Source organism: Streptomyces sp. 11-1-2 (assembly GCF_003595545.1).
GTDB classification, from domain to species: domain Bacteria; phylum Actinomycetota; class Actinomycetes; order Streptomycetales; family Streptomycetaceae; genus Streptomyces; species Streptomyces hygroscopicus_B.
Genome location: NZ_CP022545.1, coordinates 11333131 through 11353168, shown reverse-complemented (window position 1 = coordinate 11353168; position 20038 = coordinate 11333131). Strand labels below are relative to the sequence as shown.

At 68.2% G+C, this 20038-nt stretch carries 16 protein-coding genes and 4 pseudogenes; 17 read left to right on the top strand and 3 right to left on the bottom strand.

Annotation, left to right across the window (positions count from 1 at the left end; all coding sequences use genetic code 11):
• Nucleotides 1-69: 69 nt before the first annotated feature.
• The gene (locus CGL27_RS48240; protein WP_078646502.1) at nucleotides 70-1041 is read right to left on the bottom strand and encodes a LacI family DNA-binding transcriptional regulator; all 972 of its coding nucleotides are present in this window, start codon (nucleotides 1039-1041) and stop codon (nucleotides 70-72) included.
• A 545-nt stretch (nucleotides 1042-1586) separates the two neighbouring features.
• Between CGL27_RS48240 and CGL27_RS48235 the strand changes: the two genes are divergently transcribed.
• From CGL27_RS48235 to CGL27_RS48205, 7 genes and pseudogenes are all read left to right on the top strand, one after another.
• On the top strand, nucleotides 1587-3158 hold the full coding sequence (locus CGL27_RS48235) for a cytosine permease (RefSeq protein ID WP_119994028.1): 1572 nt from the start codon (nucleotides 1587-1589) through the stop codon (nucleotides 3156-3158).
• A gap of 58 nt (nucleotides 3159-3216) precedes the next feature.
• Nucleotides 3217-6009 carry a hypothetical protein gene (locus CGL27_RS48230; protein WP_119994027.1) on the top strand — a complete coding sequence of 931 codons (2793 nt, stop codon included), beginning with the start codon at nucleotides 3217-3219 and terminating at the stop codon, nucleotides 6007-6009.
• A gap of 3 nt (nucleotides 6010-6012) precedes the next feature.
• Complete coding sequence (locus CGL27_RS48225; RefSeq protein ID WP_119994026.1) at nucleotides 6013-6252, top strand: RbsD/FucU domain-containing protein; 240 nt, start codon at nucleotides 6013-6015, stop codon at nucleotides 6250-6252.
• A gap of 259 nt (nucleotides 6253-6511) precedes the next feature.
• Nucleotides 6512-7234, top strand: a pseudogene (locus CGL27_RS48220) (transposase); the annotation flags it as partial.
• A gap of 173 nt (nucleotides 7235-7407) precedes the next feature.
• On the top strand, nucleotides 7408-7758 hold the full coding sequence (locus CGL27_RS48215) for a hypothetical protein (protein WP_078646499.1): 351 nt from the start codon (nucleotides 7408-7410) through the stop codon (nucleotides 7756-7758).
• Nucleotides 7759-7852: 94 nt separating this feature from the next.
• A pseudogene (locus CGL27_RS48210) lies at nucleotides 7853-8583 on the top strand (transposase).
• A gap of 107 nt (nucleotides 8584-8690) precedes the next feature.
• Nucleotides 8691-9767, top strand: a complete 1077-nt coding sequence (locus tag CGL27_RS48205) for an IS630 family transposase (protein ID WP_162953282.1) — start codon at nucleotides 8691-8693, stop codon at nucleotides 9765-9767.
• 136 nt (nucleotides 9768-9903) lie between these two features.
• Here CGL27_RS48205 and CGL27_RS48200 read toward each other — a convergent pair whose 3' ends face one another.
• A complete protein-coding gene (locus tag CGL27_RS48200; RefSeq protein ID WP_119994025.1) occupies nucleotides 9904-10533 on the bottom strand; it encodes a TetR/AcrR family transcriptional regulator in 630 nt (209 codons plus the stop codon).
• Between the two features lie 70 nt (nucleotides 10534-10603).
• Here CGL27_RS48200 and CGL27_RS52835 point away from each other — a divergent pair, with 70 nt between their 5' ends.
• The 7 genes and pseudogenes from CGL27_RS52835 (at nucleotide 10604) to CGL27_RS48165 (ending at nucleotide 16509) form a co-directional block, all read left to right on the top strand.
• Nucleotides 10604-10879, top strand: a complete 276-nt coding sequence (locus tag CGL27_RS52835; protein WP_346345777.1) for a 2-dehydropantoate 2-reductase N-terminal domain-containing protein — start codon at nucleotides 10604-10606, stop codon at nucleotides 10877-10879.
• Nucleotides 10779-11474, top strand: a complete 696-nt coding sequence (locus CGL27_RS48195; protein WP_240451089.1) for a ketopantoate reductase family protein — start codon at nucleotides 10779-10781, stop codon at nucleotides 11472-11474. The genes CGL27_RS52835 and CGL27_RS48195 overlap by 101 nt, the downstream gene beginning before the upstream one ends.
• Nucleotides 11475-11654: 180 nt before the next feature.
• Nucleotides 11655-11945 (top strand): annotated as a pseudogene (locus tag CGL27_RS48190) (ATP-binding protein); the annotation flags it as partial.
• Nucleotides 11946-12221: 276 nt separating this feature from the next.
• A complete protein-coding gene (locus CGL27_RS48185) occupies nucleotides 12222-12800 on the top strand; it encodes a TetR/AcrR family transcriptional regulator (RefSeq protein WP_078646495.1) in 579 nt (192 codons plus the stop codon).
• 112 nt (nucleotides 12801-12912) lie between these two features.
• Nucleotides 12913-14208 (top strand): hypothetical protein, encoded by a 1296-nt coding sequence (locus tag CGL27_RS48180; RefSeq protein WP_162953238.1) that lies wholly within the window; start codon nucleotides 12913-12915, stop codon nucleotides 14206-14208.
• Between the two features lie 38 nt (nucleotides 14209-14246).
• Complete coding sequence (locus CGL27_RS48170; protein ID WP_078646493.1) at nucleotides 14247-15128, top strand: alpha/beta hydrolase; 882 nt, start codon at nucleotides 14247-14249, stop codon at nucleotides 15126-15128.
• Between the two features lie 166 nt (nucleotides 15129-15294).
• Entirely contained in the window at nucleotides 15295-16509 is a 1215-nt protein-coding gene (locus tag CGL27_RS48165; protein ID WP_119994023.1) for an MFS transporter, read from the top strand.
• Here the strand turns inward: CGL27_RS48165 and CGL27_RS48160 are convergent.
• The gene (locus CGL27_RS48160; RefSeq protein ID WP_240451074.1) at nucleotides 16477-16707 is read right to left on the bottom strand and encodes a helix-turn-helix domain-containing protein; all 231 of its coding nucleotides are present in this window, start codon (nucleotides 16705-16707) and stop codon (nucleotides 16477-16479) included. The two genes, CGL27_RS48165 and CGL27_RS48160, sit on opposite strands and share 33 nt — an antisense overlap.
• A 329-nt stretch (nucleotides 16708-17036) precedes the next feature.
• On the opposite strand from CGL27_RS48160, the pseudogene CGL27_RS52830 reads away from it, so the two are divergent.
• The 3 genes and pseudogenes from CGL27_RS52830 to CGL27_RS48150 form a co-directional block, all read left to right on the top strand.
• Nucleotides 17037-17333 (top strand): annotated as a pseudogene (locus CGL27_RS52830) (urease subunit gamma); the annotation flags it as partial.
• Between the two features lie 165 nt (nucleotides 17334-17498).
• Nucleotides 17499-17894: an urease subunit beta gene (locus CGL27_RS52825; RefSeq protein ID WP_240451073.1), complete on the top strand. Its 396-nt coding sequence runs from the start codon at nucleotides 17499-17501 to the stop codon at nucleotides 17892-17894.
• The gene (locus CGL27_RS48150; RefSeq protein WP_119994022.1) at nucleotides 17891-19942 is read left to right on the top strand and encodes an urease subunit alpha; all 2052 of its coding nucleotides are present in this window, start codon (nucleotides 17891-17893) and stop codon (nucleotides 19940-19942) included. The genes CGL27_RS52825 and CGL27_RS48150 overlap by 4 nt, the downstream gene beginning before the upstream one ends.
• Nucleotides 19943-20038 lie beyond the last annotated feature (96 nt).

Sequence of the window (20038 nt, the reverse complement as noted above, 5' to 3'; positions counted from 1 at the left end):
CGCCCGGAGCGCCTCAGCAAAAAGGCACTCCCGAAAGGCAACAACCCGGACCCGACGCTGGATTGGCGGTCAGCCGCTGGAACCGCGGACCACGAGCTCGGGTTTCAGGACGACATCACCGCTGTCGCCGTCGAGGAGCGCGAGGGATGCCTCGACCATGCGCTCGGCAGTCGAGCCCAGGGTGGTGAGCCCCGGCGCGGCGGTGTCGGATATGTACGTGCCGTCGAAGCTCGTGATCGCGTACTCAGCAGGCACGCGCTTACCGGCGTGCTGAAGCGCCGTCAGCAGGCCGAGCGCGACAGCGTCAGCGGTGCAGATGATCGCGTCTGTGTCGCCGGGGTTCGCGAGCAGGAGCTTCGCCGCGTCGATGCCGCTCGCCACGGTGAAGTTGGGCATTTCCAGAACCCGGTCGTCCGGCCCCGCAAGCGCGCGGAACGCGGTTGTGCGCTCGATGCTCGACGAGGAGTCTTCCTGGGCGTCGACCATCAGGATGCTGCGGCGGCCCCGCGCCCGCAGGTGATCCACGAGCAGGCGGACCCCCGCCGCGTTGTCGAGCCGTACCGACGGCGCCTCGACGCCTCGTGCGCGGCGGTCGACCTGTACGACACGGTTGGACCGCGCGAGCTCCGTGATCGCCGCGCCACTGCGCTCGAACGCCGCAGGCACCACGAGTACCGCGTCCACCAGCACACGATCCATGGCGCCCAGCTGACGCTGCTCGGTCTCCGGGCTCTCGCCCGTGTCGATCGTCACCAGCCACTTGCCCTGCAGATCCAGGTGGCGCGAATACGCCGACACCAGCTCCGCGAAGTACGCGTTCGCGATCGCCGGAACGACAAGCGCCAATGAATCCGTCGACTGAATCCGCAGCGCCCGCGCCGCCGCGTTCACCCTGTAGCCCAGTTCCTCGCATGCGGTCCGCACCCGCAGCGCCAGCTCCGGATCGACATTGCGCTGAACACCGGACAGCACACGGCTGGCCGTCGGCACTGACACCCCCGCGCGCAGCGCTACGTCCTTCAAGCCGATGCGCGCGCCCATCCTGATCTCCCCTGCTTCCTGCCCGCCGATGCTATCAGGACGGTCTCGGCGACCCGTTGACGCGGCAGGGGCTGGCGTGCTTAGGTTCGGAAATGGTTTTCCCGACGGTGAGAATACCGCATGGCCGCGCGCCGCAGACCCCGTGGCGCGGCGGACGGGCGCTCGTCGTCGGACCGGTGAACCGCGGCCTCGACCGCACACTGCCGCGTCTGCCACGCGGTGCTGAGCAGATCCGCACCACCAGGCGGTTTCAGGCGGGCGGGGGCAAGGGCGCACACCGGTCCCCCGCCGCCCGTCACCTCGGCGCGCTCGCCGCCCCTCTCACCGGCGGATTAGCGGTCCGCCCCGCCGCTTAGCGCTCCGCCTCACCTCCGTACGCACCTCCCGCCGCGGGCGCGATGGCGGTCACCGCGCGGCGCATGGCGCACCGGGAGCCGCGTCGACACCGGACCCGATTAACGCGCTCCTCGAACGCGAACCCACGACTTCCCCGAACTCAACCACCGCCCCTCCCCGCATCGCCATACATCGAAAGGCGCCCTTCCATGAGCAGTGAGGCTCAGCAAGGTCGTAGAGGCACGGCCGTCGAATCGAACGGCGTCAATCCTGTTCCCGATGCCGAACGGCGCGGGAAACCGCGCGGGCTGTTCGCTGTGTGGTTCGCCTGGAACATCTCGATCCTCGGTATCAGTTACGGCATCTTCGTCTTCGGCCTCGGTCTGAACGTCTGGCAGACGATCGTCGCCGGGACCGTCGGCTACCTCATCTCGGCCACCCTCGTCGGCATCCTCGCGGTCGGCGGGCCCCGCACGGGACTGCCGACCCTCGCCCAGACGCGCTTCGCGTTCGGCATGAAGGGCAACAGGATTCCCGCGTTCTTCGCCTACCTGTCCAATATGGGCTGGAAGGTGACGATCATCACCCTTGCCTCGACCACCGGTGCGAACCTGTTCGCGAAGCTGTGGCCGTCGGTGTTCGCCGACACGGACGGGTCGAGCGCCACAGCCACGATCGTGCTGTGGTTCGTGCTGGTGCTCGCCGTGACGATGGCGGTCTCCGTCCTCGGCCACGAGCTCATCATGAAGGTCGAGGTCTGGATCTCGTGGGTGACCGGCATCATGACGGTCGCGTTCCTCGGATTCATGGTGCCCGAGATCGAGTGGGCACACCTCGGTGACACCCCTGCGGGCGGACCGCTGGTGTTCATCGGCGGCATCATCATGGCGATGACCCTCGTCGGCCTCGGCTTCCTCAACTACGGCGGCGACTTCGCCCGTTACCTCCCGCGCGATACCCCGGCGCGCGGCGTGATCGGCTGGACGGTCGCCGGGCTCAGCCTGCCGGTCGTCATCCTCCTCGTCGTCGGCGCGCTTCTCGTCGGCGGCGATTCGAAGCTCGGTGCCGCCACAGCGTCCGACCCGATCGGGGCGCTCACCGCGCTCCTGCCGATGTGGTTCTTCGTTCCCTTCTCCATCGTGATCGTCATCTCGCTCGTTTCGGCCGCCATCACCGGCATGTACAGCTCCGGCCTCGCGCTCATGGCGGTCGGCGTACCGCTGCGCCGCTCCGTGACGACCTCGATCAACGCGATCATCATCGCGGCGGGCGCCTTCTATCTGCTGTTCATCTCCACCTCGTTCCTCGCGACGTTCCAGTCGTTCCTGTCGCTCATCGCCGTGATGATGGGCACCATGGGCGGCATCCAGCTCGTCGACTTCGTCCGGCAGCGCCGCATGGGCTGGAACACCGACATGGCGAACCCGCGTGGCTACGGCGGCCGCGACGGGCGCTGGACGGCGATTGTGAGTCTGATCATCGGAACCGTCGTCGGTCTCGGCCTCGTGACGAGTTCCGACCCGAACTTCGGGAAGATCACGGGATTCCTCCTCACCGAGAACGGCCGCACCGGCGTGTTCGGGTCGAGCGGGCTCGGCATCGTCATCGCCTTGGCGCTCGGTGCCACGCTCTACGCGATCCTCACGTTCGGACTCCGGCTGGACCCGAAGCCCGACTACTCGCTCGTGACCGCGGGAGACGCCGCTCGTGGGAAGGGCGGGCTCGAGGCCCCGACTCCCGACGCGGCCGGCAGGCATGCGGCCGACCGCACCGAACGCTGACCGACCCGTGGCGGCGAGGCCCGCGCGGGTCTCGCCGCCGCTCGAGGAGCTGACACCCTTGTCCGCACGTGAGACCGCGCTGCACCGATTCCGGAACCCGGACCCCTGGCATGCGCCCGCCGCCTACTGGTTCTGGCATCGGCTACCCGACGGGGACACGATCCGCGCCCAGGTGCGGCAGATGCACGACGCCGGGATCCGGAGCTTCCAGGTGCAGGCGCGGTTGTCGTACCCGATCGGCGGTTACCTGGACGACGACTACCTCGCCGCATGCCGTACAGCCGTCCAGACGGCCGCCGAGCTCGGCATGATCGTCGGCATCTACGACGACTACAACTGGCAGACCGGTCAGGCTGCGGGCCGCGCCGTGACCGGGCACGACGAGCTGCGCGAGCGGCACCTGTTCTGGGTGCGCATCCCCGCGGGCGCGAGCGACGGCGCGCTCAGCGGGATCCGCTCGGCGACGGAGAACCTCGGCCCGGCCGCGATGGACTGGCACTACGAGGGCGGCGTCGTTGCCTGGGCCGACTGGCGGGTCGAGTACGCGCTGGTCGTGGCTGGGGAGCAGGGCGCGGCCGCCGAGCGGCCCGAGCTCGTCGACCGCGTGGACGGCGCCGCCGCCAGGTGCCGTGTCCACCTCGTCGAGCCCGTGCCCGACGGCGCGGAGGCGATCGTGTTCGTCTCCGCCCGCTGCGCGACCTCCCGGCTCGTCAACCCCGTCGATCCGGTCGCGGTCGATCGCTTCATCGAGGCCGGCTACCAGCCCTTCGCCGACGCCCTGGGCGACTTCTTCGGCTCCACCGTCGCCTACATGTTCTTCGACCAGCCGCACGCCGTGTACTACGACTGGGCGGAGCGCAGCGGAGACCTGCGTTCGGCTATGCCCTTCCACAAGAGCCTGGCCGTCTCGATCCGGGAGCGCTGGGGCGGGCGGACCCCCCAGGTGCTCGCCGCCGTGCTCGACGGGGACGACCCGGAGCGGCTGAGCCTTCGCGCCCAGTTCTACGAGCACTTCAGCGGCTACGCGATGGAGACGTTCCTCGGCAAGCTGCGCACCTGGAGCCACGCCCACGGTCTGCGTCAGTCCGGCCATGAAGTCCTTGGGCACGTCGGTGGCTGGGCGCTCGACACCGCGTTCGCGATCTGGGACCTGCGCGTGAACTTCGGACTCGACCACTTCGGCGTGGACGGTTACCGCGACCTCACCGCAGTGGATGCGCAGGACGCCCTGGTGCAGCTCAGTCCCGTGTTCGGCGACTCGGTCGCCCGCCACCACGGCCGCAGCGGGACGATGGTCGAGCAGTACTTCGTCACCCCGCCCGAAGGCGGGACCCCGTGGTCCGGCCACTGGGGGCTGACCCTGCAGGAACTGCGTACAACGGCGATCAACCACCATCTGCAGGGCATGCGGCAGATGATCTTCCACGGCTTCTATCAGACCCACGGCCATGACGACGATCACGAGTCGCTGCGGAATCCGCGCTTCGACTTCCCCCCGGGCATCAATTTCGAGCCGTGGTTCGCCGATCATCACCTGCGGTTCGCGCTCGAGAGCGCCCGGCTGAGCGAATTCCTCGAGCCGGTGTCACCGCAGAGCGACGTGGCGGTCCTGTACCCGTTGCGTACGGTGTGGACCGCGGGTCAGCTCGGCGAGCAGGCGTCGGCGATGGGCGAGTGGGCCCGCGCGCTCACCGAGTCCCGGGTGGGCTTCCACCTCGTGGACGAACGCGATCTCGAGGCCGCCGCCGTGGAGGAGGGCGCGGTGTGCTTCGGGGACCGCCGGTACCGGGCGCTCGTGCTTCCCGCCGTGACAACGCTGCGCTCGGCCGCATCGCTGCGCCGGCTTCGCCGCCTGGCCGTATCGGGGGTACGGGTGCTCGCGAGCGGCGCGACGCCCGCCGTCTACCAGGAGGGCCCACAAACCGCCGCCGAGGACTGGGCAGATCTCGCCCCCGCCGTGGAGATGTTCCATGCGGTCCCCGAGAAGGCGGTCCTGCGCGGGCTCGCCGCGCAGCGTGGGCAAACTGAGCCGACGCTGCGTGCCCCCGCGGGCTCGGCGGTGCGCTGGCGCGGCGGCCCGGACGCGGCCGACGGCTTCCGCTTCGCGTGCTTCACCGAGACCGAGGGCACGGTGGAGCTCCTGCTGCCCGACGGGCCCTGGCATATCGAGGAGTGGGAGGCCGCCGACGGTACCGTGCGCACCCTCGAATCAGCCGAGAACCCGGTCGCGCTGCGGCTGGAGCAGAACGCGTTGCGCCTGTTGCGTGTGTACAGGGGCGCAGAGCCCGCTTCGGGCTGGGCGGACGCCACGGAAGACTCCGAGGCAGCGGCCGGTCACGGGACACCGCAATGGTCGGCGCCGCAGGCGCTCGAGTCCGGCTGGCTGCTCGAGGTCGCCAAGGACGCGTACGAGGAGGCGGGTACCCGCCGCGACATCGCGGTGACGTGCGGCTGGGAACGCCAGGGCCTTCCGGCGTTCGCGGGCACCGCCGACTATGTGCGGCAGATCGAGCTCGACGCGCCGGTCCCCCTGGAGCTGCTGCTCCCGGCTGTCGCCGGAGCCGTGGCCGTGTCCGTGAACGGCGTGCGTGTGGGCGAGCGCGCCTGGGCGCCGTACCGCGTCACGATCCCCGCCGACGCCCTGCGGGTCGGGGGGAACGAACTCCGCATCCGGGTCGCGCCGTCGGCGGCCAACCGTTACTACGCCGGGACCGGGCTCCGCTCCGAGCCCGAGCCGTGCGGGCTGCTCGCGCCACCGCTGCTGAGCCACGCGCTCGCGACCGTGGACCTCGGTGCGCCCCCGGACGGTTTCGACTCCGGCCCCCGCTCATCCTCGGTCACGGAAAGCTGATCCATCTCGCTCAAAGGACTCGACCCGCCCCTGACCCCAAACCTGCTGTACGCGCTCACGCGAATGGGGCATGGGGACCCGATCGTGATCGTCGACAGGAACTCCGTCCGATCCACTCCCCCGCATCACGCGGCCCTGGGCGAGGAGACCTATCGGCGGGATCCCGATCCGGTTCCGGCGGAGGTGCGGTTCACCCCCGACCTGGCCGGGGCTTGCGCGACGGCACCGCGGACCTGGCGCTGATGTGCGGCCGCGACGACCTTGGACGGGTTGGACACGGTGGATCTGCTCGACGAGGGCTCCGGTCGCACTCCTCCCGGCAGGACACCGGCTCACCGCCCGCCCGAGCCTGACCACCCGCGAGCTTCTCCTCACCCGCGCCGACAACCTGCGGGACAAGGACACCGAGCTCCTCGGGAACGGTTCCTTGGGATCAGCGGCACGGGGGTGATGCTGTCGGGCACATGACGCGGGGAGAGGGCGTTTCGCAGCGCTGCCGTGACACCACCCGCTGATGGGGTTCGTCGATCACGGGAGAGTTGGCAGCGGGGAGCCGGTGGCCGGCCTGTTCAGGCCGGGCAACGCAGGCAGCAATACCGCCGCCGACCACATAAAGGCCACCCAACTTGCCCTCGCTCAGCTGCCGAAGAGGTACCGGCGCGGACGCGGCACGCTGATACGCACCGACTCGGCGGGCGGCACCCACGAGTTCGTCGCCCGGCTCGCCCAGCGTGGCCGGTGGCTGTCGTGCTCGGTCGGCATGACCATCACCGACACCATCCAACGGCCCCATCCCAGAGTCCAGTTGAGGATCACCGACGCCGACGGCCTGCGGCTCACCTGCTTCGCCACCAACACCACCGGCCAGCCGATCACCGCACTCGAACTTCGCCACCGTCAGCGAGCGAGGGCGGAGGACCGCATCCGTGCCGCCCGCGCCACCGGTCTGCGCAACATGCCCCTGCACGACAGGGCACAGAACCAGATCTGGCTCGAGATCGTCCAGCTCGCCCTCGACCTGCTCGCCTGGATGCCCATGCTCGCCCTCACCGGCAAACCCCGGCTCTGGGAACCCCGACGCCTGCGGCTTCGTCTCTTCTCCGCCGCTGCACAACTCGTCACCGCCGCCCGCCGCCGGCACCTCAGATTCGCCGACCACTGGCCCTGGACAGACGTGATCACTTGCGCCGTCACGAGACTCGAAGCTCTCCCGAACCCCGGCTGACCATTACGTTCCCGCCCCTAGGAGCAGCACCACCCCGACCGGAGCCGTGGAAACCGGCGCCCACCCGACGCGCCAGCCAGGCCCTCACCACGCCCTCACCGGCCGGAACAAGCGAAACGGCCCGCCAGAAGAACCGACGGACCATCACGAAAGATCGAGGCTAGGGTGGTCCCATGCCGCTTGTGGAAGTCACCTATGCGCCGGGTGTCGCCGAATCGAAGCTCCGAGAGCTGAGTTCGGTGCTGCCGCACCTGGTGTCCAAGGCTGTGGAGTGTCCCGAGGAACCGTACGACGGGGCTTTGCAGCCGGGCGATGTGGAGATTCGCTTCCGGAGGCTGGGTCCGTTGGACCGGAGCGGTTTGGATGTGGTGATCGAGGTGAGGTCCAAGTGGTTCGAGAGCAGGGCCGCCAACCGCCAAGAACGCGTGGACAGGCTCCACCAGGACGTCAGGGCTGCGACCGGGCTCCATGACTTCGGCGTTTACTTGTCACTCCCGTCAGCTGCGTGGTCACAGGGAGACTGAAGCAGCTCAACCCGGCTCACCACGACCCACCACAACATCAATTATCGGGACCGTAAGACGCTCGGTGTAACTCCCGATCATGGAAGATGCATCGATGACCAGTGAGAACGTGACAGAGCACGAGGCCGTGGAGTCGACAGCGGCCGTGTCGGCGAAGGCCGTGGACGACCGGCTGGTCGACGAGCCGGTGAACCGGGCCCAGGCCGAGAGCCTGCGGCTGACCGGCGAGGGCGGGCGGTTGCAGCAGTTGACCAAGAGGCTGCTCGGGGTCAGCCCCCGGCGCTGAGATCACTGACCACCTCGGCCATGACAAGCACGATCCGGCGGGCAAGGACGGCGCCAACTCCCGTAACGGCAAACGATCCAAGACCGTCCTGACGGACGTGGGTCGGTGGAGATATCCGTGCCCCGTGACCGGGACGGCTCGTTCGAGCCGAAGATCGTCAAGAAGCGGCAGAAGCGCCTGACCGGCGTCGACGAGATGCGTCCCCTCGACGTCGTCTATCCGGTGATCTTTATCGACGCGATCCACGTGAAGATCCGCGACGGCGCCGTCGCCAACCGGCCCATTTACGTGGCGTGGTTCACCTGCTGCGGAACTCTTTCCGCTATGCCGCCCGCCAGGACTGGAACAAGATCGCCAAACTGCTCAAGCCTGTCTACTCCGCGCCGACCGAGCAGGCCGCCCTGAGATGCGTCTACATGGCCATCATGTCGCTCGATCCCACCGGTAAGGGCCAGGCCCACTGGACCACGCGCTGGAAGACCGCGCTGAACGCTTGCGACATCACCTTCTACGACCGGCTCTCAGCAGCCCGTCAGTAACCATCAACAACCCCAGTTACACCGCTAGTGTCCTGCGCCGGTAGTTGATCGTTAGTAGTGGTGTGACTTCTGCTGCTGGTGCATCAGTTCCTCGTCGGGGCCCGAAGCTGGAGCCGTTGCTGCTCTGTGATGAGGAGCGGGCGGTGTTGGAGCGGTGGACGCGTCGGGCGACATCGGCCCAGGCTCTGGCCCTGCGCGCGCGGATTGTGCTGGCGTGTGCGGGGCCGGAGGTGCCGCCGATTGTGGCGGTTGCTCGGGATCTGCGGGTGAGTGCGGACACGGTCCGCAAGTGGCGGCGCCGGTTCCTCGCTGAGCGGCTGGATGGCCTGGCCGACGAGCCGCGGCCGGGCCGGCCGCCCACCATCAGCATCGATCAGGTGGAGGCGGTCGTGGTCACCACGCTGGAGGAGATCCCGAAGAACGCCACCCACTGGTCCCGTAGGTCGATGGCCGAGCACAGTGGCCTGTCGAAGTCGACCGTTGGCCGGATCTGGCGGAAGTTCCAGCTCAAGCCGCACCAGACAGACACCTTCAAGCTGTCGACGGACCCGTTGTTCGTGGAGAAGGTCTACGACGTCGTCGGCCTGTACTTCAACCCGCCCGAGGGCGCCGTGGTGCTGTCGGTGGATGAGAAATCGCAGATCCAGGCTCTGGACCGGTCCCAGCCGGTGCTGCCGATAATGCCGGGCATGCCCGAGCGCCGGACCCATGATTACGTGCGCAACGGCCTGACCACCTTGTTCGCCGCGTTCGACGTCGCCACCGGCGAGGTCATCAGTGCTCTGCACCGTCGGCACCGGGCAGCGGAATTCAAGAAGTTCCTGATCAGGATCGACAAGGAGGTGCCCGCGCATCTCCAGGTCCATCTGATCTGTGACAACTACGGCACCCACAAGACCCCAGCGATCAGGACGTGGCTGGCCAAACACCCCCGCTTCCACATGCACTTCACCCCGACGGGCTCCTCCTGGATCAACCAGGTCGAGCGGTGGTTCGGCTTCCTGGCCGACCAGAAGATCCGCCGCGGCGCACACAAGAACGTCCAGACCCTTGAAGCCGACATCCGCACCTGGGTCAAGGACTGGAACGCAGACCCCAAGCCGTTCATCTGGACCAAGACCGCCGAGGAGATCCTCGAATCCCTCGCCCAATTCTGCCGACGGATCTCCGGCGCAGGACACTAGTGCCGCGTCAGCCAACGTTCGCCCTGTAGTGCCGCGCTATTGGAAGGGCGTGGCCGACAGTGGTCATCGGTCACGCTGCCCTCGTCCACAGGGCGAATGCCGCCTGACCCGCGCCGCCAGCGTCTGTCTTGGGTCGTCAGGGCCGGATCGGTGGCGCACTCATCGCTGCCGTCAGGAACGTGATCGCCCATCGCCGGGCCGCCTCGCCCGCTACCGGGGACACGCAGCCAGGGGAGGGCTGCTGGTGGACCTGGAGGCGGTCGACGGCCGTCACGGCAAAGATCCCCCGCATCCGGAACCACAGCTCCTCCTGGGAAAGGCCGGGCAGTACGCGCGCGAAGGCTGCGAAGTAGCGCTCGCGGACCGAGTCCTCGGCCGGGCCGGTCCATCTGCGTGCCTCCTCGGCCGGGTCGCTGAGGATCGTCACGATCAGCCGGGACGTCCGGGCGCCGCCCTCGTCGCCGGCCGGCATCTCGTCGAACAGCGGCCCCGCGAATGCCTCCACCAGTTCGCTGACCGGTGGGTCGGGGGTCCGAGCGAGCAATTTGTCGAGCCCGGCGCACTGGGCAGCGGTGATGGGCTCGACCACGCGGCGGGCGACTGCCGCCATCAGCTCCGCCTTCGAGCCGAAGTGGTAGCCGACGGCGGCCAGGTTCGCTCCGGCGAGTTTGGTTATCGCGCGGACCGAGGTGCCGCGGTATCCGTGCTCGGCGAAGAGGTGCTCGGCCGCGTCGAGGATCTGGGTGCGGGTGTCTGGGGTCGCCACACGAGGGACTCTACATATGTTTGAATGAAACGAACGTATGAATCAAACGAACGTGTGAAAGAGGACTGTCATGAAGCTGCTCGTGTACGGCGCCGGGGTTTGCGGCAGCCTGTTCGCCGCCCGCATGCACGAGGCCGGCCACGACGTCTCGCTCCTCGCCCGGGGCGAGCGCCTGACCGCCCTGCGCCGGCAGGGAGTGCAGCTCGCCGAGGAAGACGGCCCTGTCAGGCGGGTGCCAGGTACCGGTGATAGAGCACCCGGACGACGGGTACGACCTGATCACCGTCTTCGTCCGCACCCACCAGGTGGATGCAGTGCTGGAATCACTCGCTGGTGTCCAAGGTGACGTGCTGTTCCTGCTCAACTGGGCAGCCGGCCCGGAGACGCTGGGTGCGGTGATCGGCCACGAGCGGGTGCTGCTCGGCTTCCCCACGACTGGCGGCACGATGGACGGCGACGTGGTCCGCTACCGCAAGACCAACTTCATCACCCGCCGGGTCGCGATGCCGATCGGCGAGCCCGACGGCCGTACCACCCCGCGACTGGTACGGATCGTGGAGACGTTCCGTACTGCCGAGATCAACGCCAAGGCCGAGCCGCAGATGGATGCCTGGCTCAGGACGCACGCCGCGTTCGAGGTCCCGCTCGGCCAGGCGGTACACGCGGCGGGCGGCCCGGTAGCACTGGCCGACGCCCCGGACGCGGTACGCGGCATGCTCCACCTCACGCGGCAAAACCTCGCCGCGATGGAGACGCCGCCGGTACCTCGCGCGTTCGCCGCGTTGCGGGCTCTGCCGCAAGGGCTCCTTGTGGCCGTGCTCCGGCGCTTCCTGAAGAGCCCGACGGCCGTGCACAGCGGACTCAACGCCCCCTCGCCTGCCACGGCGGCCGAACTCGAGCGGCTGGCCGAACAGCTCCGTGCCCCTGCGGGAGCCCGCTGAGCGACCCAGGACGGCGAAAACCTCACCACGCACACCACAGCCACTCCCCCAGTCCTCGGCCCCACCTCCGCTGGCTCCACGGACGGCAACCGCTGACCTCATGACCGTTTCGGTAGCAATGGAGCGTCCGGCCTTCGGAGTTGGCGTGGCTTTCTCCCCCTTTGGGGCCACGTCACCGAAGAGCTGGAACTACTTGTCGCGGAGATCGTGACGAACGCGTTGATCCACGGCCGGAGCGCGGTCGACATCCGCATGCGGACATACGGCGACCGGCTGCGGGTGGAAGTACGCGACAACGAGCCACACCCACCCATTCCCGCAGCGATCCTGGACACCGCGGAGACCAGCGACGACGAAGCGGAATCCGGCCGCGGTCTCCTGATCGTGGACGCCATCGCCTCCGACTGGGGAAGCTCTCCGATGGGACGCGGCAAGACGACATGGTTCGAAATGCTGATTCCCGCGGCATGACCGCTGCTCCGTGTTCGTATGGCGCGCAAGAGAGACATGTGAGCAGATCGACAACCCGGACATATGGCCGCGAGGGTGCGGATGACGGCGATTGGGCCGTCCGGGGCTGAAGATCACCGCGCCTCGGCAACGCCGAAGTCGCTCTCTTCGGGAAGGGCCCCTTGTGCGCCGCGTTCGGGGCCAAGAATGCAACGGTGTCCCCCTGTTTGCGCGTGCACCCCGCGCCGCCGCCTCCGCATTCTTGAGCGAGCGATCCAGATACGTTACGGTGGGGTCATGGCAAGGACGCGGGAGTTCGACACCGAGGCAGCACTGAGCCGCGCGATGGAGCTGTTCTGGGCGCGCGGCTACGAGGCGACCTCGGTGCGCGACCTGACTCAGCATCTGGGGATCGGGCAGGGGTCCTTGTATGCGGCGTTCGGCGGCAAGGACGGCCTGTACCGAGCGGCGCTGGAGCACTACCGCACCACCCTCGCGGCGGCCGCCCTGCGCAGCCTGGAGGAGGGGGCGGATGCCCGCTCCGCGATCCGTACGATGCTGGCCGAGCGGGTCCGCATCGCCGTTGCACATGACGGCCGGGGCTGCCTGGTAGTCAACGCCGCCTGCGAGCGCCTGCCGGAGGACCCGGCAATCCGGCGCTTCGTGCGGGAGGTGCAGGACGCCAGCCGTGACGCGCTCGCCGAGGTGCTGCGGGTCGCGGCGGAGCGGGGCGAGATCTCGACACAGCAGGACCCGCACACCCTCGCCGCCTTCCTCGTCACCTTCCTCAACGGACTACTGGTCTCCTCGAAGATCACGCCGGACGTCCGCACCCTCGAACCCCTCGTGGAGGTCGCGCTGGCCGCCCTCGACTGACTTTTTCATGCCCAAAATCTGTATCGGACGATCCAGAAAAGCCGTCGGATCCCGCGCGGGCACGGGATCCGACGACACCCACCCCTGCTTCATCTACGACTTCGGAGGACCCATGCCCCCCGCACCCAGCCCGAGTACGCCCGCTCTCGGCGGCAGCCGCTGGAACACCTTCCCCGCGGCCGGCACCACCCTGACCGCCCGCGATTTCTTCACCGCCACCGAGCCGCTGCTGCAGGGCATCATCGATGACAACGCCCTCACCAGCGCCGACGGCGAGGTGCTGGAGGACCAGATTCGCGCGGCACTCGCTCTCGGCACCCGGGAGACGTCCCTCCCGCTGGCCATCGGCCCCGACAGCGCCTCCGCAGCCCGCGAACTGGGCGCACAAGCCGAGACCATCGGCCAGGAGCTCGCCTCGTGGTCCACCGAGGCGCTGGAGAGGCTGCTCACCGATCCGGTACCGCTGCCCGCCGGCCCGCTGGTCGTCCGCAGCCACTGCTACGGCCATCTGCTCACCCCTCCCGCAGCCGATCTGCTCCGCGGCCGTCGCGGTGGACCGGTCACGATGCAGCTCTACAACGAGTGGCTGCACCAGATCGTCCTGCTGCGCGACGCCCTGCTGCCCTTCACCAACTGGCAGGACGTCCCGCTCTTGATCACCCCAACCGGACTGCGGCACACCGAACCGGCCCGCGACGCGTTCCTCACCGAACTCCTGGTCCGCCAGATCCGGCACACCAGCATCGTGGCCTTCGCCCGCAACGTCGTCACCGGCACCTCCGGCCCGGCCGGCTACGGCTTCGAGGCGGGCGGCGGCGCCGCCCTGCCCGCCGTCCTCGACCAGCCGCCGCTGACCGCACCCCGGCACCTGCTGACCTGGCGCCCCGACCCGGCCGCCGACGAAACCGCCACGTATGTCGCCGAGGTGCACGACTACTACGCCGCACCCCGCACCCTCGTCGCGGACCTGCCGCCCGCCACCACGACATCCGGCCCGCTCGCCGCCCGTACCGTCACCGCGCCGGTCACCGACGGGACCCGCACCGCCGGCATCGAGATCACCCACGACGGCACCACCGCCCGCGTCGACCTCGGCCAGGCCCTGCGCGGCCACCGCTACGCCCACCGACCGGACCCCGCCGCAGGCGACGCACACTCCGATGCCGCGCCCCGCACCGCAGCTGTGTGGTCCGCACTGCGCGCACCGGGACTGGTGTGGACGGAAGCAGGCGACGTCACCCTGGATGCCGCCGGCCAGGACGACCTCGTCGTCCTGGCCCTGCTCGGCCGGCTCTACCCCGAGAACGTCACCCTGCGCCCCGCCGGCCATTCCGCTGCCGGGACAACCGCGGACGGCACCGAACCGAACCGTCTAGTGACCCTCGTCGACCCTCCCCAAGCCCACTGACACCCGCATCGCGAAGTACACCAGGAAGGTTGGAAAACATGATGTACGACCATGACGGAACGCCCGTCCGCACGGGCCGCGCCACCGTCAACGGAACGAGTCTGCACTACCGCACAGCCGGGTCCGGCCCCGCAATAGTGCTGCTGCACGGCGTGCCCAAGACCAGCTACCACTGGCGCCACCTCGTCCCGAAGCTGACGCCCCACTACACCGTCGTCGTGCCGGACCTTCGCGGTCTCGGCGACTCCGCCCGCCCGTCGGACGGCTACGACTCCGCGACGATGAGCGACGACATCGCCGAGCTGATGACCCACCTCGGACACGAGACATACGCCGTGGCGGGCGAGGACTGGGGAGCGGTGATCGGCTACCAGCTCGCCGCCCGCCACCGCGACCACGTCACCGCTCTCGTGTTCGCCGAGGCCCTGTTCCCCGGATTCGGCTTTGAGGACCACACAGCCCTCACCCCCGAGAATGTCTCCAGCGGCATGCACCTGTGGCACCTGGGCTTCTACTTCCAGCCGGACATACCCGAGATGCTGATCGCCGGACACGAGCGCGAGCTGATCACCTACATGATCAAGTACGAGCGCAGCCACCCCGACAGCGCCACCCCCGACGCGGTCGACGAATACGTGCGCTGCTACTCCATGCCCGGCGGCATCCGCGCGATGCTCTCCATCTACCGGGCAATGCTCGTCGACGCCGAACAGAACCGGCAGACCGCACAGAAGAAACTGGACATCCCGGTCCTGGCCCTCGGCGGATCCGCGTTCATCGGCGACCGCAACGAGTCCCAGATGCGGCTCATGGCCCACGACGTCACCGGACACACCTTCGACGCCGGCCACGACCTCGCAGAGGAAGTACCCGACGAGATGGCCGACGTCGTCCTGCCGTTCCTGGCCACACACCTGTAACCGCACCAGGCCGCCGAGGTAGGCGATCCGAAACGGCCCGCCTACCGAGGGGCCTGGTGGCTGGGTGGAACGATCTGGTTCCGCACGGCCACGAGGCCCCGGCGCCCCGTACCAGCGCCCGGCGGGCACGCTCCAAGCACTCCTCGACGAAACGAAACTGAGCACCATGCGCAACCCTGGAAACCCGGGAGAACACCGTCCCGCGCTGATCACTGCCGTGCTCTCCTGTGCAACGTTCACGGCCGGAGTCGCCGAATACGTCCTGACGGGACAGCTCGACCTCGTCGCCCAAGGGCTCGGAGTCAGTGAGGCGACCACAGGCCAGCTCGTCACCGTCTTCGCTCTCGCGTACGGGCTGCTGACGCCCGTTCTTGTCGTGATGACGGCGCGAGTCGAACGGCGCCTCCTCATCTCGGCAGCTCTGCTCGTCTTCGCGGCCACGAATATCGCGTCCTGGCAGAGCCCCACCCTCCTGACGATCATGGCACTCCGGGTCGTCATGGCAGCGAGTACCGGTCTCATCGTCGTCACAGCACTGGGCCTCGCGGTACGCCTCGCGCCTGCCGAGCGCCGCGCACGCGCGGTCTCGACCGTCGTGATGGGCATCACGGCATCCCTGGTCCTCGCAGTGCCGACCGGACGCACCATCGCCGAACACTGGGACTGGACAACCATCTTCCCCCTCAACGCCGCACTGGCGATACTCGTGGCGGGAATAGTGTGGACGGCCCTCCCCCGTACCGCCCCTCATGCCCCTGTGCCGCTTCGCCGTCAACTCAGCCTGCTCGCCAACGCACGCACCATCCTCGGCTTGACGGTCACATTCCTCTGGCTCGGCGGCTACGCGGTACTGAACACCTATCTCGCGCCATACCTGCTCAGCGTCGTCGAACTGGACGGTGAAGCAGTGAGCCTCACCCTGCTCCTCTTCGGCATCGCGAGTATTGCCGGCATACAACTCGGCGGATTCCTGACGGACCGCGTCGGACCTCATCGGACACTGACCACAACCAAGGCTCTCCACGTGCTCGTGCTTGTCGCCCTCCCGGTAGCCGGGGCCGCGACGGGCAGCGCGATAGCCGGGATTCTGCTTTGGGGCACTGCCGCATGGGCGAGCACTTCCGCGCAGCAGATCCGCGTGGCCTCTCTCGCCCCCGAAGCGTCCGACGTGCTGCTGAGCCTCAACCAGTCGGTCATGCAAATCGCCATCGCTATCGGGGCGGGAGCAGGTGGTCTTGTCGCGGCGCACACTCTGACCCAGTTGCCTTTGATCGCAGCCGCAGGCGTCGCCGCCTCACTCGTCCTCCTGCTTCTCGCACGCCGCCGCGACCGAAGTGCGCACAACTCATCAGCGGCGCTTACCGAGTGTCCGCAGCCATGACGCGATGACCCGTGGTGTGGCATACACGGTCGACGCCGATCTGCCCAGCCGCCTGGCCAGCTGCCGAACAGATTCTCCGACGGCGATGCCGCGGGATATCTCTTCGCGCTCGCCGCAGGTCAGATGCCGCTCTGACCGCTGCCGTGGAGCCAGGCGGACGCCGCCACTCTGGTGCAGAAACCGGCGGACGTGGCGCATCGGCGCCCCGAGCGCCCGTCCCATCAAGCTGAACGACTACCCCTCACGCCAACGGCCGCGCAAGTCGGCGCTGGCAGCTGATGGGCCCGTTCAACTCACCGACGGCCAGTGGGATTTCTGTCCCGATGTTCTCCTGCCCGGCGGGGTGGCGACTGCGTATTCCGCATCGCGGATTCATCAGATGGTGTGGTTTATCGGTGGTTTGGCCATCTCGCTGATCTTGTCCGCTGATGCTCGAAGAGCGCCCGGTTGCCGTCCTGGGGGAACGTGTTCGTGATCTCCGGCATGCCTGGCCGCATGCACTGTCCGACCAAGAGAAATGGCTTATCGTGCATTTGACTCCGCATGAGCAGGAGCGCCTGCTGATCCATGTCGCGGCCGACGTTGCACACAGGCGCCGCGACCGTGGGCTGCGCCTCAACTATCCAGAAGTGATAGCCCTGCTGACGGTGCACGTCTTCGAGGCGGCGCGTGACGGCAAGACGGTCAGCGACATCATGGACTCGGGTCGGCAGCTGTTCACCCGTGATGAGGTGATGGACGGCGTCCCGGAGATGATTAAGAACGTCCAGGTGGAGGCCACCTTCCCGGACGGCACCAAGCTGGTCACCATCGACGACCCCATTCCGGGGGCCCCAGAGGAGCACGAGGTCTACCCGGGCAAGGTCGAGCATCCCCGGCCGCCCCGCAAGCCAGACTCCCCGGTCGACTGCGACGACAGCGGCAACTCGTCCGTAAGCTGCGACGAGTACGACGACACAGTCTCCCGGTACGACGCGATCCACTTCAACGTGCACCTCGACGGGGACACGCAGGGCGTCAGCCTGCAGAGGGACGCCACCACCTTGCCGGGGCCGGGCAAGACGAAGATCAAGGTGAAGAACGAGTCGGACCGTCCCATTCAGGTTGCCTCCCACTATCACTTCGCCGAGGTCAACCCGGGGCTCAAGGTCGTCAGTATCGAGGTCCCTGCCGGTCGGGCAGTCCCCCATGACCGCAGTCTCTGGAACTGCGATGCGGCGAAGGGCCGACGGCTCAACATCGCCGCGGGCACGGCGGTGCGCTTCGAACCGGGCGACGAGTGCTGTGTGGAACTGGTGCAGATCCAGGGTGATGTCACGGCCGGCGGCAGCAACACCAGCGACCTGACCAAGATCCGGGGACTGCGCGAAGGAATCGTCCGATGAACAACCCGCAGGGACAAGGCCGGGGTCAGGCGCCGAAGCCCGTGAAGGGCCGGCCGAAGCCGAGCAATGAGCTGACGCGGGCGGATTACACCGCACTGTACGGGCCGACCACGCGGGACCGGGTCCGGCTCGCCGACACCGACCTCACGCTGGAGATCGAGGCCGACTGGAGCGGCGGCCCTGCGTACAGCGGCAATGAGATGGTCTTCGGCGGCGGCAAGGTGATCCGCGAGTCGATGGGAATGTCGCACCTCGCCAGGGACGGGAGGAACGGCGAAGGCGACGCCACGGACCACAGGCCCGTGGACACCGTCATCACGGGCGCGCTGATCCTCGACTGGTGGGGCGTGGTCAAGGCCGACATCGGCATCCGCGACGGCAGGATCGCGGCCGTCGGCAAGGCGTACAACCCCGAGACGATGGACCCGATCCCGAGCAACAGGTTCGAGATGCCGAACCGTACGACCACGGGCAATACGGTGCCGGTTCCGGTGACGCCGGTAAGTTTCGTGGTCGGGCCGAGCACCGAGGTCATCTCCGGCAACGGGCGGATCCTCACCGCGGGTGGCGTGGACACCCATGTGCACTTCATCTGCCCCGGGGAGATCCACGAGGCTCTGGCCTCGGGTGTGACCACCCTGATCGGCGGCGGCACGGGACCGGCCGAGGGCAGTACGGCCACCACCGTGACCCCGGGCGCATGGCACATCAGGCGGCTCTTCGAGGCGCTGGACGAGTTCCCGGTCAACATCGGCCTGCTCGGCAAGGGCAGCACGATGAACGAGCACGAGCTCAACGCGCAGGTTGACGCCGGTGTCTGTGGCTTCAAGATTCACGAGGACTGGGGCGCCACGCCCGCGGTGATCGACCGGGCCCTGGACATCTGTGAAGAGCGCGGTGTCCAGCTTGCTCTGCACGCCGACTCGCTGAACGAGTCGGGGTTCCTGGAGAGCACACGGGCAGCCTTCACGGGCGACGGCAGGGACGCCGGGGGGAAGTTCACGAAGCGGAAGGCACGCTCCATCCACATCTTCCATGTCGAGGGTGCTGGCGGCGGTCACGCGCCGGACATGATCGAGCTGGTCAAGGAACCGAATGTCCTCCCGGCCTCGACCAACCCGACGCGTCCCCTGACGGTCAACACCGTCAAGGAGCACGTCGACATGATGATCGTGTGCCATCACCTCAACCCGCAGATTCCGGCAGATATGGCCTTCGCCGACTCCCGGATCCGGCCGTCCACCATGGCCGCGGAGGACCTCCTCCACGACATGGGCGCCATCTCCATGATGTCCTCCGACGCCCAGGCAATGGGCCGCATCGGCGAGATGATCATGCGTACCTGGCAGACCGCACACGTCATGAAGTGCCGCTACGGGGCGCTGAAGGAGGACCTCGAAGCCGCGAAGGTCCGCGCGATCACCGACGACACAAACCACTCCTTCAACGACCAGCAACTGCGGCCGAACGACAACTTCCGGGCGCGCCGGTACGTCGCCAAGTACACGATCAACCCGGCGATCACGCACGGCATCGACGGCCACGTCGGCTCCGTGCAGACCGGGAAGCTCGCCGACCTGGTGCTGTGGGAGCCGAAGTTCTTCGGCGTCAAACCGCACATGCTCCTCAAGGGCGGCCAGCTCGCGTACGCGCAGGTCGGCGACGCCAACGCGTCGATCACAACGCCGCAGCCCTACCTGCCGCGCCCGGTCTGGGGCTCCACCGGCCGCTCCCCGGGACGCAACTCGGTGAACTTCGTGGCTCCGGGCGTGGCCGGCAAACTGAACGGAGACGGTACGAGCAGTATTCCGGGTCTCGGTCTCGACAAGGAGTTCGTGGACATCACAAGCACCCGGCAGGTCATGAAGGCCGACATGAAACTGAACGACGGCAGTGCGCTGACGAGCCTCGAAGTCGACCACAACAGCTTCGAGGTCACCATCGGCGGTGCGACCACGACCGACGCCCGCACCGAACTCAACGGTGCGACCGTGCCGCGCTCCTACGTCAACGAAGTACCCCTGGCACAGCGGTACTTCCTCTTCTGAACCGCCACCTGCCCGGCCGTCGGAGCAACAGCACCGCGGCCGGGCCCTCGGGCGGGCTGGCCATGCCCGCGCGCGCTCGGCACAACTTCCGACCCT